At 73.7% G+C, this 13312-nt stretch carries 19 protein-coding genes; 8 read left to right on the top strand and 11 right to left on the bottom strand.

Going from position 1 to position 13312, the window contains the following annotated elements; all coding sequences use genetic code 11:
* Window positions 1-14: 14 nt before the first annotated feature.
* Genes FGD68_RS05305 through FGD68_RS05320 form a run of 4 tightly spaced genes read right to left on the bottom strand, consistent with a single transcriptional unit; the run spans window position 15 to window position 2901 of the window.
* Window positions 15-1070 carry an LLM class flavin-dependent oxidoreductase gene (locus FGD68_RS05305; protein WP_237609867.1) on the bottom strand — a complete coding sequence of 352 codons (1056 nt, stop codon included), beginning with the start codon at window positions 1068-1070 and terminating at the stop codon, window positions 15-17.
* Window positions 1071-1116: 46 nt separating this feature from the next.
* Entirely contained in the window at window positions 1117-1428 is a 312-nt protein-coding gene (locus FGD68_RS05310) for a transcriptional regulator (RefSeq protein WP_104235575.1), read from the bottom strand.
* Window positions 1421-1879, bottom strand: coding sequence for a hypothetical protein (locus FGD68_RS05315; protein ID WP_119372988.1), 459 nt, complete (start codon window positions 1877-1879; stop codon window positions 1421-1423). Before FGD68_RS05315 ends, FGD68_RS05310 begins: the two co-directional genes overlap by 8 nt.
* 56 nt (window positions 1880-1935) lie before the next feature.
* The gene (locus FGD68_RS05320; protein ID WP_119372987.1) at window positions 1936-2901 is read right to left on the bottom strand and encodes a quinone oxidoreductase family protein; all 966 of its coding nucleotides are present in this window, start codon (window positions 2899-2901) and stop codon (window positions 1936-1938) included.
* Window positions 2902-3021: 120 nt separating this feature from the next.
* Here FGD68_RS05320 and cysK point away from each other — a divergent pair, with 120 nt between their 5' ends.
* From cysK to FGD68_RS05340, 4 genes are read left to right on the top strand one after another with little or no spacing between them, the layout of a single operon-like run.
* Complete coding sequence (gene cysK / locus FGD68_RS05325; protein WP_119372986.1) at window positions 3022-3960, top strand: cysteine synthase A; 939 nt, start codon at window positions 3022-3024, stop codon at window positions 3958-3960.
* Between the two features lie 2 nt (window positions 3961-3962).
* Window positions 3963-4547 carry a serine O-acetyltransferase EpsC gene (gene epsC / locus FGD68_RS05330; RefSeq protein WP_119372985.1) on the top strand — a complete coding sequence of 195 codons (585 nt, stop codon included), beginning with the start codon at window positions 3963-3965 and terminating at the stop codon, window positions 4545-4547.
* The gene (locus tag FGD68_RS05335; protein WP_119372984.1) at window positions 4547-5206 is read left to right on the top strand and encodes a TrmH family RNA methyltransferase; all 660 of its coding nucleotides are present in this window, start codon (window positions 4547-4549) and stop codon (window positions 5204-5206) included. Before epsC ends, FGD68_RS05335 begins: the two co-directional genes overlap by 1 nt.
* A gap of 35 nt (window positions 5207-5241) precedes the next feature.
* Window positions 5242-5802: a GrpB family protein gene (locus FGD68_RS05340; RefSeq protein WP_119372983.1), complete on the top strand. Its 561-nt coding sequence runs from the start codon at window positions 5242-5244 to the stop codon at window positions 5800-5802.
* Here the strand turns inward: FGD68_RS05340 and FGD68_RS05345 are convergent.
* The 3 genes from FGD68_RS05345 to FGD68_RS05355 all read right to left on the bottom strand — a co-directional run bounded on the left by FGD68_RS05345 (window position 5799) and on the right by FGD68_RS05355 (window position 8108).
* On the bottom strand, window positions 5799-6200 hold the full coding sequence (locus tag FGD68_RS05345) for a hypothetical protein (protein WP_119372989.1): 402 nt from the start codon (window positions 6198-6200) through the stop codon (window positions 5799-5801). The genes FGD68_RS05340 and FGD68_RS05345 overlap by 4 nt on opposite strands.
* Window positions 6201-6724: 524 nt before the next feature.
* The gene (locus FGD68_RS05350) at window positions 6725-7024 is read right to left on the bottom strand and encodes a YrhK family protein (protein WP_119372982.1); all 300 of its coding nucleotides are present in this window, start codon (window positions 7022-7024) and stop codon (window positions 6725-6727) included.
* 82 nt (window positions 7025-7106) lie between these two features.
* Window positions 7107-8108 (bottom strand): adenosine deaminase, encoded by a 1002-nt coding sequence (locus tag FGD68_RS05355; protein ID WP_119372981.1) that lies wholly within the window; start codon window positions 8106-8108, stop codon window positions 7107-7109.
* Window positions 8109-8174: 66 nt separating this feature from the next.
* On the opposite strand from FGD68_RS05355, the gene FGD68_RS05360 reads away from it, so the two are divergent.
* Together FGD68_RS05360 and FGD68_RS05365 are read left to right on the top strand one after the other, a co-directional pair.
* A complete protein-coding gene (locus FGD68_RS05360; protein ID WP_119372980.1) occupies window positions 8175-8438 on the top strand; it encodes a hypothetical protein in 264 nt (87 codons plus the stop codon).
* A 49-nt stretch (window positions 8439-8487) separates the two neighbouring features.
* Window positions 8488-8931, top strand: a complete 444-nt coding sequence (locus FGD68_RS05365) for a bleomycin resistance protein (RefSeq protein WP_119372979.1) — start codon at window positions 8488-8490, stop codon at window positions 8929-8931.
* Here the strand turns inward: FGD68_RS05365 and FGD68_RS05370 are convergent.
* Genes FGD68_RS05370 through FGD68_RS05380 form a run of 3 tightly spaced genes read right to left on the bottom strand, consistent with a single transcriptional unit; the run spans window position 8928 to window position 10074 of the window.
* Window positions 8928-9578: a histidine phosphatase family protein gene (locus tag FGD68_RS05370; RefSeq protein WP_119373546.1), complete on the bottom strand. Its 651-nt coding sequence runs from the start codon at window positions 9576-9578 to the stop codon at window positions 8928-8930. The genes FGD68_RS05365 and FGD68_RS05370 overlap by 4 nt on opposite strands.
* A complete protein-coding gene (locus FGD68_RS05375; protein WP_119373547.1) occupies window positions 9569-9937 on the bottom strand; it encodes a hypothetical protein in 369 nt (122 codons plus the stop codon). The genes FGD68_RS05370 and FGD68_RS05375 overlap by 10 nt, the downstream gene beginning before the upstream one ends.
* Complete coding sequence (locus FGD68_RS05380; RefSeq protein ID WP_182480961.1) at window positions 9934-10074, bottom strand: hypothetical protein; 141 nt, start codon at window positions 10072-10074, stop codon at window positions 9934-9936. The genes FGD68_RS05375 and FGD68_RS05380 overlap by 4 nt, the downstream gene beginning before the upstream one ends.
* 147 nt (window positions 10075-10221) lie before the next feature.
* On the opposite strand from FGD68_RS05380, the gene FGD68_RS05385 reads away from it, so the two are divergent.
* Window positions 10222-10677: a hypothetical protein gene (locus tag FGD68_RS05385; RefSeq protein WP_182480962.1), complete on the top strand. Its 456-nt coding sequence runs from the start codon at window positions 10222-10224 to the stop codon at window positions 10675-10677.
* Window positions 10678-10707: 30 nt separating this feature from the next.
* Here the strand turns inward: FGD68_RS05385 and FGD68_RS05390 are convergent, their stop codons facing one another.
* Window positions 10708-11754, bottom strand: coding sequence for an NAD(P)-dependent alcohol dehydrogenase (locus tag FGD68_RS05390; RefSeq protein ID WP_119373548.1), 1047 nt, complete (start codon window positions 11752-11754; stop codon window positions 10708-10710).
* A 153-nt stretch (window positions 11755-11907) separates the two neighbouring features.
* Here FGD68_RS05390 and FGD68_RS05395 point away from each other — a divergent pair, with 153 nt between their 5' ends.
* On the top strand, window positions 11908-13293 hold the full coding sequence (locus tag FGD68_RS05395) for a carboxylesterase family protein (RefSeq protein ID WP_237609868.1): 1386 nt from the start codon (window positions 11908-11910) through the stop codon (window positions 13291-13293).
* The last annotated feature ends 19 nt before the right edge of the window (window positions 13294-13312 follow it).

Here is a 13312-nt window from a genome sequence, read left to right on the forward strand (position 1 = left end):
GCTGCGGCGGGGGATCAGGCGGTCGCGGGCGACCAGCCGAGCGCCGGGCCGAGGCGCTCCGCGACGTCGGTGAGGATCCGCGCGAGGTCGCCCGCGGGCAGCCCGGCCGGGAGCGCGATCGCGAGCTCGTCGGCGGCCTGCACGGCGCGATCCGCGAGGAGCGCGGCGGCGATCTCGTCGGAGGGGCCCACGAGGTCCGGCGCGCGGACCATGCTCGACGCGGCCCGCGGATCCTCCGACTGGTCGGCCCGGGCGGCCCGCTCGGCGCGCGTCGCGGCGTCGGCCGCGTACCTGGCGCGCTGCTCGGCCGTGGCGCCGTCGGTGGGCACGACGACGAGCGCCAGCGTGACGTGCGCGGCGGCCGGGTCCGGATGCGCGGCGCGGTAGGCGTCGATGAGGCCGCGCTGGTCGGCCGCGAAGCCGCCGCCGCGGGATCCGCGCTCGGTCACGTCCGACGCGAGCAGGCGGAATCCGTGCTCACCCGCCCAGGCCGCCGTGCGGAGCGTCGCCGCGCCGTAGCCGAGGCGGTCGGCGAGCCCGGGCGACGCCGGCTGCACGGTGGGGGTGAGGGCCTCGTCGTCGTCTGGATCCGCGTCATGCTCCTCCGCTCCCGGCACCCGGCCGCCGCGCAGCAGCTCGCGGAAGCGCAGCAGCCGTGCGCGGCCCGGCTCCTCGAGCTCGGCGGTGAGCGGATGCACCGCCCGGTCGACGGCCGCGACGCGCTTCGGGCTGCCGACCGAGAGGCCGGGGCGGAGGCGTCCGCCGGAGAGGAGGTCGACGGTCGCGAGATCCTCGGCGAGCCGCAGCGGGTTCTCCGCGCGGACGGGGATCGACGCCGTGCCGAGCTCGATGCGCCGCGCGCGCTGCGACGCGGCGGCGAGCATGGCGACGGGGGAGGAGACGGCGTTCCTGAGGTGGTCGGGCCGGAGCCACGCGGTGTCGAGCCCGAGCGCGTCGCCGAGCTCGACGAGCCGGAGCGCGTCCTCGATGCCGGTCGCGGGGTCGGCCGGATCCAACGGGCCGGTGGTGAGGAAGCCGAGGCGCGTCAGCGCGGAACCGGGTGCGGGCATGGCTCGAGGGTAGGCGGTGCGGGTGCGAGAGGGCCGAGCCGCTCGGTCACGCGCCGGCGTCGGCCCCGGCGATCTCCGTCAGCGCGGCCACGTGACCGTCGAACGCCCGGTGCCCCGATGCGGTGAGCGACAGCCAGGTGAGCTGTCGTCGGTCGCTGCGCCCAGCCGACGAGGCCTTGCGCGATGCCACGTAGCCGCTGTCCGTGAGCGCCTTCAGGTGCTTGGAGAGGCTCGCGTCCGCGACGCCGAGGGTGTCGCGGAGCACCGTGAAGTCGATCTGGTCGACGCGGCGGAGGATCCCGCAGATGCGGAGACGGACGGGTGCGTGGATCAGCTCGTCGAAGGCGGCCTCAGCCACGGCGGGCGATCTCCCGCACCGCCGCGCGGAAGGCGAGCGTCGCGAGCCAGGTGACGAGGCCCGCCGCGGCCAGCGCGGTGATCGCCACGCCCCAGCCGATCCCCAGGGCCACGAGGCCGAGCGAGATCGAGAAGAGCACGAGGCAGGCGACGACGGCGGCGCTGACGAGCAGCACGGCCCTTGCCCCGACCCGCCGGAATCGGATGCCCGTGCGCCTGCGGATGAGGACCAGGAGGACCACCGCCGCCGCGACCGCGACCCACGACGTGGTCGGCGGTTCGTAGTCGGCGCCGGGGGAGAGGGTCGCGGCCTGGGCGACCCAGGCGAGGGCGATGGCGCCGAAGCCCGCGAGGTGCCATCGCGGCTCGGGGATGCGGGCCGCGAGCGTCTCCCGGTCGGTGCGGAGGCCGTCGAGGGCGGCGGCCGCGTCAGCTGCTCGATCGTTTTCCATGAGGGAAAGCTACATGTCGCTTTCCCTCATGGCAAGTGATCTGACCGGATCCGCGCTCAGGGGATGAGCACGACCGACCCCGTCGTGCGCCGAGCCTCGAGGTCCTCGTGCGCGCGGGCCGCGTCGGCGAGCGGGTAGGTCGCGCCGACGCGCACGTCGAGGGATCCGTCGAGCACGCCCGCGAACAGCTCGCCCGCGCGCCACCGCCGCTCCTCCGCGTCGAGCAGGAAGTGGGCGAGCGTGGGGCGCGTGACCGAGAGGGACCCGCCCGAGTTGAGGCGCTGCAGGTCGAACGGCGGCACCTGCCCGCTCGCGCCGCCGAAGAGCACGAGCGTGCCGCGGATGCGCAGGGAGGCGAGCGAGCCGTCGAACGTGTCGCGGCCCACCCCGTCGTAGACGACGTCGACGCCGCGGCCGCCCGTCAGCTCGCGGACGCGCACCGGCACGTCGTCGTAGCCGAGCACGTGCGTCGCGCCGGCCCCGCGCGAGAGGGCGGCCTTCTCCTCGGTCGAGACCGTGGTGATCACCTCGACGCCGCGATCCACGAGCAGCTGCGTGAGGAGCAGCCCGACGCCGCCGGCGCCCGCGTGCACGAGCGCGCGGTCCCCGGGGCCGGCCGGGTACGAGCTCGTCGCGAGGTAGTGCGCGGTGAGGCCCTGGAGCGGGAGCGCGGCGGCGACCTCCATGTCGACGCCGTCGGGTACAGGCAGCAGCGTCTCGGCGCGGACGAGCGCGTGCTGCGCGTATGTGCCTGATGCCTCGGCGGTCGCGACGCGGTCGCCCACGTGCACGCCGGCGACGCCGTCGCCGAGCGCCTCGATGACGCCCGCCGCCTCCGATCCCGGGACGTACGGGTGCGCCATCGGGTAGACGCCGCTGCGCCGGTACGTGTCGATGAAGTTGACGCCCGCGGCGTGCACGCGGATCCGCACCTCGCCGGGCCCGGGATCCGGCACCGGCCCGTCCGTCATGGTCATGACCTCGGGGCCGCCGGCCCCCTCCACCTCGATGCGCGCGCTCATGGGTCCAGCCTGCCGGAATTCCCCCGCGTCACACGCGGTTGGCCTCCCATAGGCTCGACGACGAGCAGGTGCGCGCGGCTCGGCCCCGCACCGAACCGGATCACGACGAAGGTGGAACCCATGGCAGGTCGCGTCTACGACGACATCACCCAGCTGGTCGGCGGCACGCCGCTCGTCCGGCTCAACCGGCTCACCGAGGGGCTCGACGCGACCGTCCTCGTGAAGCTCGAGTCGCACAACCCCGCGTCCAGCGTGAAGGACCGCATCGGCGTCGCCATCATCGACGCGGCCGAGGCGTCGGGCCAGCTGAAGCCCGGCGGCACCATCGTCGAGGGCACGAGCGGCAACACCGGCATCGCGCTCGCCATGGTCGGCGCGGCGCGCGGCTACACGGTCATCCTCACGATGCCCGAGTCGATGAGCATCGAGCGCCGGCTGGTGCTGCGGGCGTACGGCGCGCAGATCGTCCTCACGCCCGGGCCCGAGGGCATGCGCGGCGCCGTCGAGCGCGCGCAGCAGATCGTCGCGGAGACGCCGAACGCCATCTGGGCGCAGCAGTTCGCGAACGCCGCCAACCCGCAGAAGCACCGCGAGACCACGGCCGAGGAGGTCTGGGCGGACACCGACGGCGGCGTCGACGTGTTCATCGCGGGCGTCGGCACGGGCGGCACCATCACGGGCGTCGGCCAGGTGCTCAAGGAGCGCAAGCCCGACGTGCGGATCGTCGCGGTCGAGCCGCTCGACTCGCCCATCCTCAACGGCGGCAAGCCCGGCCCGCACAAGATCCAGGGCATCGGCGCGAACTTCGTGCCCGAGATCCTCGACCGGGAGGTCTACGACGAGGTCGTCGACGTCTCCCTGGAGGACTCGATCCGCGTCTCGCGCGCGCTCGCGACCGACGAGGGGATCCTCTGCGGCATCTCGTCGGGATCCATCGTGTGGGCCGCGCTCGAGATCGCGAAGCGGCCGGAGAGCAAGGGCAAGACCATCGTGGCGATCGTGTGCGACTACGGCGAGCGGTACCTCTCGACCGTGCTGTTCGACGACCTGCGCGACTAGGCGTGGGGATCGTCGCCCGGGTCATCGAGGACCTCCGCACCGCCCGCGCGCATGATCCGGCCGCGCGCGGGTACCTGGAGATGGTGCTCGGCTACCCGGGCCTGCACGCCGTGTGGCTGCACCGGGTGTCGCACGCGCTGTGGCGGGGGCGTCTGCGCTTGGCGGCTCGGCTGCTCGCGCAGGCGGGGCGGACGCTGACCGGGGTGGAGATCCACCCGGGCGCGCGCATCGGCCGGCGGCTGTTCATCGACCACGGGATGGGCGTCGTCATCGGCGCGACGGCCGAGGTGGGCGACGACGTGCTGATGTACCACGGCGTCACGCTCGGCGGGAAGAGCCTCGTGCACGGCAAGCGGCACCCGACGGTGGGCGACGGCGTCACCATCGGCGCGGGCGCGAAGCTGCTCGGGCCCATCACGGTCGGCGCGGGCAGTGTCATCGGCGCCAATGCCGTGGTCGTGAAGGACGCGCCCGCGGGATCCGTGCTCACCGGCATCCCCGCGGTCGAGACCGGGAAGCGGGCCGGGCACGCACCGGACGCGCACGTGGATCCCGCCTTCTTCGTGGATCCCGGGATCTACATCTGATGCCCACGGGACCGGAGGGCGTCGAGGCGGCACCGACCGTCGAGCACAGCACGCACGGCGTCGGACCCTGGCCCGGCGGCCCCGAGGCGTGGCCCGACGAGCCGCACCTGGATCCCGAGCTGCTGGAGCGCGGGGACACCCGCAACGTCATCGACCGATATCGCTACTGGCGCATGGACGCGATCGTCGCCGACCTCGACCAGCACCGTCACCCGTTCCACGTGGCGATCGAGAACTGGCAGCACGACATGAACATCGGGTCGATCGTGCGGAGCGCCAACGCGTTCGCGGCCGACACGGTGCACATCGTCGGCCGGCGACGCTGGAACAAGCGCGGCGCGATGGTCACCGACCGGTACCAGCACGTCGTGCACCACGCGACCATCGCCGACCTCGTGGAGTGGGCGCGCGGCGAGGGCCTGCCGATCATCGCGATCGACAACGTCGACGGATCCGTGCTGCTCGAGACGACGCGCCTCCCGGAGCGCTGCGTGCTCGTATTCGGGCAGGAGGGCCCGGGCCTCAGCGACGAGGCGGTCGCGGCGGCGGACATGACCGTCGCCATCTCGCAGTTCGGATCCACCCGCTCCATCAACGCGTCGGCGGCGGCCGCGGTCGTGATGCACGCGTGGGTGATGCAGCACGTGTCGTTCGGCTGACGGGCGGCGCCTCCCCCTGGCAGGATGTCCCGGTGATGGACGACCGCGACCGCCGCCGACCCGATGTGACCGCCGTGGAGATCGTGGGCGGGCGCACGCCGCTCACGGTCGGATTGCAGGCGCACGACCCCGCCTGGTCGGATGCCTACCGCGAGCACCGGGAGCGGATCACCGCGGCGCTGGGCGACGACGCGCTCGCCGTCGAGCACATCGGCTCCACGTCCGTCCCGGGCCTCGCGGCGAAGCCCATCGTCGACATCGTGGTCGTCGTGGCGGACATCACGGCCGAGGAGGACCATGTCGAGCGGCTCGTCGCCGCGGGTTACGACCTGCGCGTCCGCGAGCCGGGGCATCGCCTCGTGAGGACGCCCGCGCGGGACGTCCACGTGCACGTCTACGAGCACGGTGATCCCGCCGTGGAGGCGTACCTGCTGTTCCGCGACCGGCTGCGCGCGGATCCGGTCGACCGCGAGCTCTACGAGCGCACGAAGCGGGAGCTCATGACCCGGCGGTGGGAGTCGATGGACGCGTACGCGGATGCGAAGACCGAGGTGATCCAGGGGATCCTGGCCCGGGCGCTGGCGGCGGCTCGCTAGCCGAACGGCCACTCCTCGTGCGTGTGCGGCACCGCGACCACCTGCACGTCGTCCTCGTAGGTGATGCGGCCGGGCGTCTGGGTGCGCAGCTCGTGCCAGGGGACGTCGTGCCGGTCGAGGAGGTCGAGGTACTCGCGCGTGACGCGGAGCAGGTCGGCGGATCCGACGCGGAACCAGGAGCGCGCCCGCGGGTTGAGCGTGCGGTCGTAGCAGTCGGGGATCACCGTGGACGGATCCGCGTACGCCGCGTTCATGTGCGCGTTGGAGGCCGCGATCCAGGCCATCTCCTCCTCGGACAGGCGGCCCTCGTCCCGCAGCCCGTTCGCCAGGGCGAAGACGCCGGGGAAGGTGCCGTGGCGGTTGGGGGCGGCGCTCTGGAAGCGCACGAGGTCGGGCATCACGCGAGGGTAGCCCCGTGCGTGCGGCGCGGGGTGGCGATGCCCCCAGGCTCGCGCGGGTCAGCGGGCTCCGTCCGCCGTCGGGACGTGGCCGCGCACCCGCAGCGGGCGGCGCGCTAGCGGAGGGGCCCGTCGTCGACCGTGTGCGGCACCGCGATGACCTGCACGTCGTCCTCGTAGACGATGCGGCCAGGCGTCCGGGTGCGCAGCTCGTGCCAGGGGCGTCGTGCCGGTCGAGCAGCGTGAGGTGGTCGCCCGTGAAGGACAGGTGGTCTACGGCGTCGGCGAGGAACCCGGTGCGGGCGCCGGGGTTCCGCACGAGGTCGTAGCACTCGGGGTCGACGGAGCGCGGATCCGCGAAGGACTCGGCAGCCCGCGCGTCGGCGGCGTCCATCCACTCGCCCGCCTTCGCGGAGAGCATGCCGCTCAGGCGCAGCCCGTTCGCCAGCGCGAAGGCGCCGGGGAAGGTGCCGGGGCGGGTGGGCGTGCCGGTCGTCGACTGAGCGCGAGTCGGGCGGGGAGCCTCAGAAGTCGCGTCCCGTGTCACCGGGCGCAGGGGATCCCAGCCGGGTCAGGTGCACGCGGCGGCGCAGCCGGATGAGCGGACGGATCATCAGCTGGACGCTGCCGATCAGGAACAGCCACGTCCCCGCCGTGGTGGTCGACTCGGAGAAGAAGAGGACGCTGCCGACCACGAACCACGCGGCCACCATGATGTCGTTGACGATGCTCGCGACCTCGTACTTGCGACGTATGACGAGCTCCTCGTGCCCGATCGTGAACGACAGGGAGCGGCTGTCGTCGGGATCCTCGTGCGGTGTCATGCTCTGATCCGATCGTGGACGCGGCGCCGGGCGTCCTGTCGCGACGGACCCCGGGCGTCGGATGGCGGCACGGCGCTCCGCCTCACAGCGCCGAGGCGCGCCACGCGTCGACCGCGGCGAGCAGCTCGGCCCGGCGGTCGTCCGGCATGAACGACGCCTCGAACGAGTTGCGCGCGAGGAGCGCCAGCGCATCGTCGTCGAACCCGTGCGCCTGGCGGAGCTGCCGGAGGTTCTCGCCCAGGTAGCCGCCGAAGTACGCGGGGTCGTCGCTGTTCACGGTCGCGAGCACGCCGCGGGAGAGGAGCTCGGGGAGCGCGTGCTCGTCGAGCGACTCGTTGACGCCGAGGCGCACGTTCGAGAGCGGGCAGACGGTCAGCGGGATACGGTCGGCGACGAGCCGGTCGACGAGGGCGGGATCCTCGAGGCAGCGCACCCCGTGATCCACCCGCTCCACGTGCAGCAGGTCGAGCGCCTCGTGGATGTAGGCGGGCGGCCCCTCCTCGCCCGCGTGCGCGACCGCGTGCAGTCCGAGCTCGCGGGCGCGCGCGAAGACCTCGACGAACAGCGACGGCGGGTAGCCGACCTCGGCCGAGTCGAGCCCGACGGCGAGCAGCTCGTGGGCGCGGCCGGCGACGGACTCGAGGGTCGCCATCGCCTCGTCCACCGGACGGTCGCGGAGGAAGCTGAGGATCAGGCCGCCCGAGATGCCGTGGCGCACGCGCGCGTCGCGGAGGGCGTCGAGCAGGCCGTCGACCACGTCGTCGACGGGGACGCCGCGGGTCGTGTGCGCCTGCGGGTCGAACGACATCTCGACGTGCCGGATCCCGTCGGCCGCCGCCCGCTCGAGGTACGCGGCGGCGAGGTCGTGGAAGTCGCGGCGGGTGCGGAGGACGGCGGTGCACGCGTAGTAGAGGTCGAGGAACGACTGCAGGTCGGTGAAGGCGTAGCGCGAGCGGAGGTCCTCGATGCCGTCGTACGGCAGCTCGACGCCGTTGCGCTCGGCGAGCTCGAACACCAGCTCCGGCTCGAGGGTCCCCTCGACGTGCAGGTGCAGCTCGGCGGTGGGCGGGAGCGTGGAGATCATCCGTCCACGGTATCGGGCGTGCGCGGGGCGGGTGCCGGGTGCCGGACGCATCCGTAGGCTCGGGGGATGGAGGCGTTCGAGGTCACGGTGCTGGGAGAGCGGTGGCGGATCTCGGAGCGCGAGCCGCGGGGCGCGACCGCGACGTACGACCTCGCTTGGCTGAACGGGCCGTCGGATGGCACGTACGGGTTCACGGTCGGCGGAGCGCCGCGCACGCCGGAGCAGCTGATCGCGGAGGCGACCGCGTTCGTGGAGGGCTTCTCGGAGCCGGGCGGCATCGGCGGGGACTTCCCGGGCTTCGTCCCCGCCCGCTTCCGCGACGCAGGGTGACGCCGGTCGGCGCCGCTCCGGCCCGCGACCCGTCTGCGAGCATGGCCGCATGGATTCCGACGCCGAGCCCGACCTGGTCCCCGAGCTGCTGGTCACCGACCTCGCCACGAGCCTCGCGTTCTGGTGCGATCTCTGCGGCTTCCAGGTTCGGTACGACCGCCCGGACGAGGGCTTCGCCTACATCGCGCGCAGCGGGGCCCACCTCATGCTCGAGCAGGCCGGCATCATCCGGAACTGGGTCACGGGCCCGCTGGAGCGGCCGTTCGGGCGCGGGATCAACTTCCAGATCGCCGTCGCGGACGCCGATGTCGTGGCGGAGGCGCTCGCCGCGGCGGGCGTCGCCCTCTTCCTCGAGCCGGAGACCACCTGGTACCGGATCGGCGACGAGGAGACGGGCGTGCGCCAGTTCCTCGTGCAGGATCCCGACGGATACCTGGTGCGGTTCCAGTCGTCGATCGGGCGGCGGCCGGCGGCGGCGCCCGAGCCCGCCTAGGCCGTCGGCTCGCCCGTCGGGCCGGACGGGGCGTCGTCGCCCACGCCGCTCGCGGGCTCGCCCTCCCAGGACTCGAGGGTCCAGTCGAGGCCGGATCCCTCGAGCACCACGACGCCCGTGTTCTCCAGTGCGTGGTCGGCGACGAAGGCGGCGTCGAGGCCGCGGGCCCGGATCCCCGCCCAGCAGCGGATGGCCGCGCCGTGGCTGACGAACGCGACCGTGTCATGGCCCGAGTCCTCCGCCTCCGCGACGACGGCGTCGAAGCGCTCTGCGAACCCGCGCCCCGTCTCCCCGGCCGCCAGGCGCAGCTCGTCCTCGCCGGCGACCCACCGGATCATCGTGTCCAGGTACTCCTCGACCGCATCCCGATCGCCGCGCATCTCCAGCCCGCCGGCGCCGATCTCCCGGAGCCCGGCGCGCTCGACGGGCGTGAGGTCGAGTGCGTGCGCGAGCGGCGCGGCCGTCTCGTGGGTGCGCCGCATGGTGGACACGTAGAGCGCGCCGATCGCCTCGCCGCGCAGGGTCTCCGGCAGCCGCGCCGCCTGCGCTCGCCCGAGGTCCGTGAGCCCGGGGCCGGGGATGCGGGTGTCGAGGACGCCCGCCACGTTGGAGCTGGTCTGGCCGTGGCGGATGAGGATCAGGCGCATGGCCCGACGGTATCGCGGGGCGCTCCGGGCGACGGGGGACCCTCGGCCAGCTCCGGCAGGAGCTCGAGCACCGCCGGGTGCAGCTGGGGGCGCCTCGGCGCGGGGAGCAGCGCGACGACGGGCTCGTAGGTCATGAGGAAGGCCTGGAAGTCCAGGACGCCGAACAGCGCGAGGTCGTGGTCGTCGAGCGGCTCGCCGCGATGCAGCCGGATCAGGGACTCGCGGGCGCCCAGCGATCCCACGAGGAGGCCCAGATTGACGGCCCCGTCCTCGTCACCCGCGACCCACTTCCGCGGCGGGTTGTCCCACGGCCCCGGGTTGACGATTGTCCGGCCCCCGCCTCCGTCGTCGCGCGTCATGCGGGCGTCCCCGGATCCTCGTCGGCCGTCGCTGCGCCCTCCATCGCCCGGAGCCGCTTCAGCTCCGCCGACGGCCAGAAGGCGATCCAGGCGATGGACGCGATCGCGGCGCCCATGATCATCGAGGGGATGTCCATGGGTTCGACGCTACCGACGCCTCGCACGCGGTCGGGTCCGTCGCACGGGGGACGGACCCGAGGGCCGTGGGCGCGTGGCGGGACCGAGACCGGGACCGCGACCGGGACCGGGACCGGGACCGGGCCCGCGACCGCTGCGGTGCCGGGATGCCCGCCGCCGCGACCCGCCCCCGCCTCCTCTACGTCAGCGACCTGGGCTACCAGGCGAAGGGCCGCCGCTGCTGCGACGAGGACATCGACCTGTCCGCCCGCCTCGGCGCGGACTTCGACGTCGCCATCTGCCACCCGCCGGCGTCCGTGGCCCTCATGGACCGGTTCGACGTGGTCGTGGTCCGCAACAGCGGGCCGGTGATCCACGACATGGCCGGATACGAGGCGTTCCGGACTGCGGCACGGGAGAGCGGCGTCCCGGTCTTCACCTACCTCCGCGGCAAGGCCGACCAGGTCGGCGAGCAGCACCTGCTCGACCTCTTCGCCGCGGGACATCCGGTGATCCCCACCGTCGACGACCTCGTGCACCTCGACCGGCTCCCTCCGGTGGACACCTTCGTGGTGAAGCCGCGGTTCGGCCCCGGACGCGGAAGGGCCCCGCGGATCCGATGATCCGCGGGGCCCTTCGACGTGATCCGCTGCTTACGCGAACGTCTTCGCGTCGATGACGAAGCGGTAGCGCACGTCCGACTTGAGGACGCGCTCGTAGGCCTCGTTGATCTGCTCGGCCGAGATGAGCTCGGTCTCGGGCACGATGCCGTGCTCGGCGCAGAAGTCGAGCATCTCCTGCGTCTCGGCGATGCCGCCGATCATGGATCCGGCCCAGCTGCGGCGCGCGGGGATGAGCGCGAACGCGGGGATCTCGAGCGGCTCCGACGGGGCGCCGACGTTCACGAGGGTGCCGTCGATCGCGAGCAGGCCGATGTACTTGCTCATGTCGAGCTTCGCGGAGACCGTGTTGATGATCAGGTCGAACGAGCTGGCGAGCTCCTCGAACGTGGAGTCGTCGCTCGTCGCGAAGTAGCGGTCGGCGCCGAGACGCAGGCCGTCCTCCTTCTTGGAGAGCGTCTGCGAGAGCACGGTGACCTCGGCGCCCATGGCGTGCGCGATCTTCACGGCCATGTGGCCGAGGCCGCCCATGCCGACCACCGCGACGCGCGTGCCGGGGCCCGCGTTCCAGTGGCGCAGCGGCGAGTAGGTGGTGATGCCGGCGCAGAGCAGCGGCGCGACCTTCTCGATGTCGAGGGACTCGGGGACGCGGAGCACGAAGTCCTCGTCGACGACGACGGCCTCGGAGTAGCCGCCCTGCGTGATGGTGCCGTCGGCCGGGTCGGTGCCGCCGTAGGTCTGGATGTTGCCCTTCAGGCAGTACTGCTCCTGGCCGGCCTTGCACTGCTCGCACTCCTTGCAGGAGTTGACCATGCAGCCGACGCCGACGAGGTCGCCGACCTTGTGCTTCGAGACCTCGGAGCCGACCTCGGTGACGCGGCCGACGATCTCGTGGCCGACGACCTGCGGGTAGGCGATGGGGCCCCACTCGCCGCGGACGGTGTGGATGTCGGAGTGGCAGACGCCCGAGTAGGCGATGTCGATGGAGACGTCCTTCGGGCCGACGTCGCGGCGCTCGATGGTGGTCTTGGTGATGGGATCGCTGGCGGACGTGGCCGCGTAGGCGTTGACGGTGCGCATGGGTTCTCCTTGTGCTGTCCGGTGGGGGAGGGGAGGGATCGGGTCGATCCGGCCGCGCCCTCTTCGGATGCGGTACCCCTCGACGGTACGCCTGCGGGGGCGGATCACCGAAACGGCGGAGGCTCGTGCGCCGCCGGCGGATAGCGTGGGCGGATGCCCGAACCCGACCTCACGGCCCCGACGCGCACGCGATCCGGGGAGGTCGCCGGGCTGCGCGACGGCGACGTGATCCGGTACCTGGGGATCCCCTACGCGACGGCAGGCCGGGGCGCGCCGCCGATGCCCGCGACGCCCTCGACGGGATCCAGCGGGTCGCCCGCGGTGCTGGCGGCCGTGCATCCCGCTCCCGCGTGCCCGCAGCCGTCGTCGCGGATCCTCGACACGCTCATGCAGGGCGCCCTCGACGGCGTCGCGCGCTCGGAGGACTGCCAGCGGCTCTCGATCACGCTGCCCGCCGACCGGGTGCCCGGCGAGACGCTGCCCGTGATCGCGTGGTTCCACGGCGGCGGCTACACGACGGGCGCGGGCGACCTCGCGATCCACGACCCGCGGGCGCTCGTCGTGGAGCAGCGCGTGATCGTCGTGGCCGTGACCGCGCGGCTCGGGTACCTCGGGTTCGGCGGCGGCGGATCCGGTCGCCGCACGGACGGCGCCCCGCCCGCGAACCTCGGCCTCCTCGACCAGCTCGAGGCGCTGCGCTGGATCCGCGACTCGATCGCCGCGTTCGGCGGCGACCCGGGATCCGTCACCGCGATGGGCCAGTCGGCCGGCGGCGACGCGATCCTGCACCTCATGATCAGCGACGGCGCGCGCGGGCTCTTCCGGCGGGCGATCGTGCAGAGCCCGCCGGCGGGGATCACGGGCGGGCGTGAGCGCATGTTCCGGGCGATGGCGCGCGTGACGCGGTCGCTCCCGGACGATGCGCCGCTGGCCGAGGTGATGCGGCGGCAGGCGCGGGCCGAGCGCGCGTCGTGGGCGTCGGGGATCCGCGCCGGCCTGCCCTGGGGCCCGCGCTACGGCCACGCCCCCCTGCCCGCCGAGGCCGACCGCGACGCCGCCTGGCGGGTCGTCGCCCCGGAGGTCGACCTGCTCATCGGCACGACGCGCGACGAGATCGCGATGTACCTGCCCGCGCTGCCGGTGATCGCGTCGCTGCTGGATGTGCCGGTCGTCGGCAGGGCGCTCCGCCGCATGATGATGCGCGCGGTCGTCCGGCCCCTCACGCGCCGTGTCTACACGCGTCCCGTGCGCGCGTTCGCCGCGCGGCATCGCGCGGCGGGCGGCCGGGCCGTGCGCTACGTCCTGTGCGCGGCGCCCGCGTCGAGCCCGATCGGCGCAGGCCACACGTCCGACGTCCCGCTGATCCTCGGCACGCGTGAGGCGTGGACCCGCATGCGGTTGGTGCCGCCGGAGGCGTGGTCCGAGGTCGCCGCGCGCGGCCGCGCGGTGCGCCGCGTGTGGGCCGACTTCGCGCGCACGGGCGAGGTCGCGGCGGATGCAGACGCGCGCGCCTGCGGCATGCGGTTCGACCGCGGCTGATGGCCGGACGATCCGCTGC

It is taken from the genome of Clavibacter californiensis, assembly GCF_021952865.1.
Lineage (GTDB): Bacteria > Actinomycetota > Actinomycetes > Actinomycetales > Microbacteriaceae > Clavibacter > Clavibacter californiensis.

Coding starts and splice junctions, on each gene's coding strand:
- FGD68_RS05360 (WP_119372980.1), top strand. CDS start 8,175: ATGGAGGCGTTCGAGGTCACGGTGCTGGGAGAGCGGTGGCGGATCTCG.
- FGD68_RS05365 (WP_119372979.1), top strand. CDS start 8,488: ATGGATTCCGACGCCGAGCCCGACCTGGTCCCCGAGCTGCTGGTCACC.
- FGD68_RS05320 (WP_119372987.1), bottom strand. CDS start 2,901: ATGAGCGCGCGCATCGAGGTGGAGGGGGCCGGCGGCCCCGAGGTCATG.
- FGD68_RS05375 (WP_119373547.1), bottom strand. CDS start 9,937: ATGACGCGCGACGACGGAGGCGGGGGCCGGACAATCGTCAACCCGGGG.
- FGD68_RS05350 (WP_119372982.1), bottom strand. CDS start 7,024: ATGACACCGCACGAGGATCCCGACGACAGCCGCTCCCTGTCGTTCACG.
- FGD68_RS05385 (WP_182480962.1), top strand. CDS start 10,222: ATGCCCGCCGCCGCGACCCGCCCCCGCCTCCTCTACGTCAGCGACCTG.
- FGD68_RS05390 (WP_119373548.1), bottom strand. CDS start 11,754: ATGCGCACCGTCAACGCCTACGCGGCCACGTCCGCCAGCGATCCCATC.
- FGD68_RS05370 (WP_119373546.1), bottom strand. CDS start 9,578: ATGCGCCTGATCCTCATCCGCCACGGCCAGACCAGCTCCAACGTGGCG.
- FGD68_RS05305 (WP_237609867.1), bottom strand. CDS start 1,070: ATGCCCGCACCCGGTTCCGCGCTGACGCGCCTCGGCTTCCTCACCACC.
- FGD68_RS05335 (WP_119372984.1), top strand. CDS start 4,547: ATGCCCACGGGACCGGAGGGCGTCGAGGCGGCACCGACCGTCGAGCAC.
- FGD68_RS05395 (WP_237609868.1), top strand. CDS start 11,908: ATGCCCGAACCCGACCTCACGGCCCCGACGCGCACGCGATCCGGGGAG.
- FGD68_RS05315 (WP_119372988.1), bottom strand. CDS start 1,879: ATGGAAAACGATCGAGCAGCTGACGCGGCCGCCGCCCTCGACGGCCTC.
- FGD68_RS05345 (WP_119372989.1), bottom strand. CDS start 6,200: ATGCCCGACCTCGTGCGCTTCCAGAGCGCCGCCCCCAACCGCCACGGC.
- cysK (WP_119372986.1), top strand. CDS start 3,022: ATGGCAGGTCGCGTCTACGACGACATCACCCAGCTGGTCGGCGGCACG.
- FGD68_RS05340 (WP_119372983.1), top strand. CDS start 5,242: ATGGACGACCGCGACCGCCGCCGACCCGATGTGACCGCCGTGGAGATC.
- FGD68_RS05380 (WP_182480961.1), bottom strand. CDS start 10,074: ATGGACATCCCCTCGATGATCATGGGCGCCGCGATCGCGTCCATCGCC.
- FGD68_RS05355 (WP_119372981.1), bottom strand. CDS start 8,108: ATGATCTCCACGCTCCCGCCCACCGCCGAGCTGCACCTGCACGTCGAG.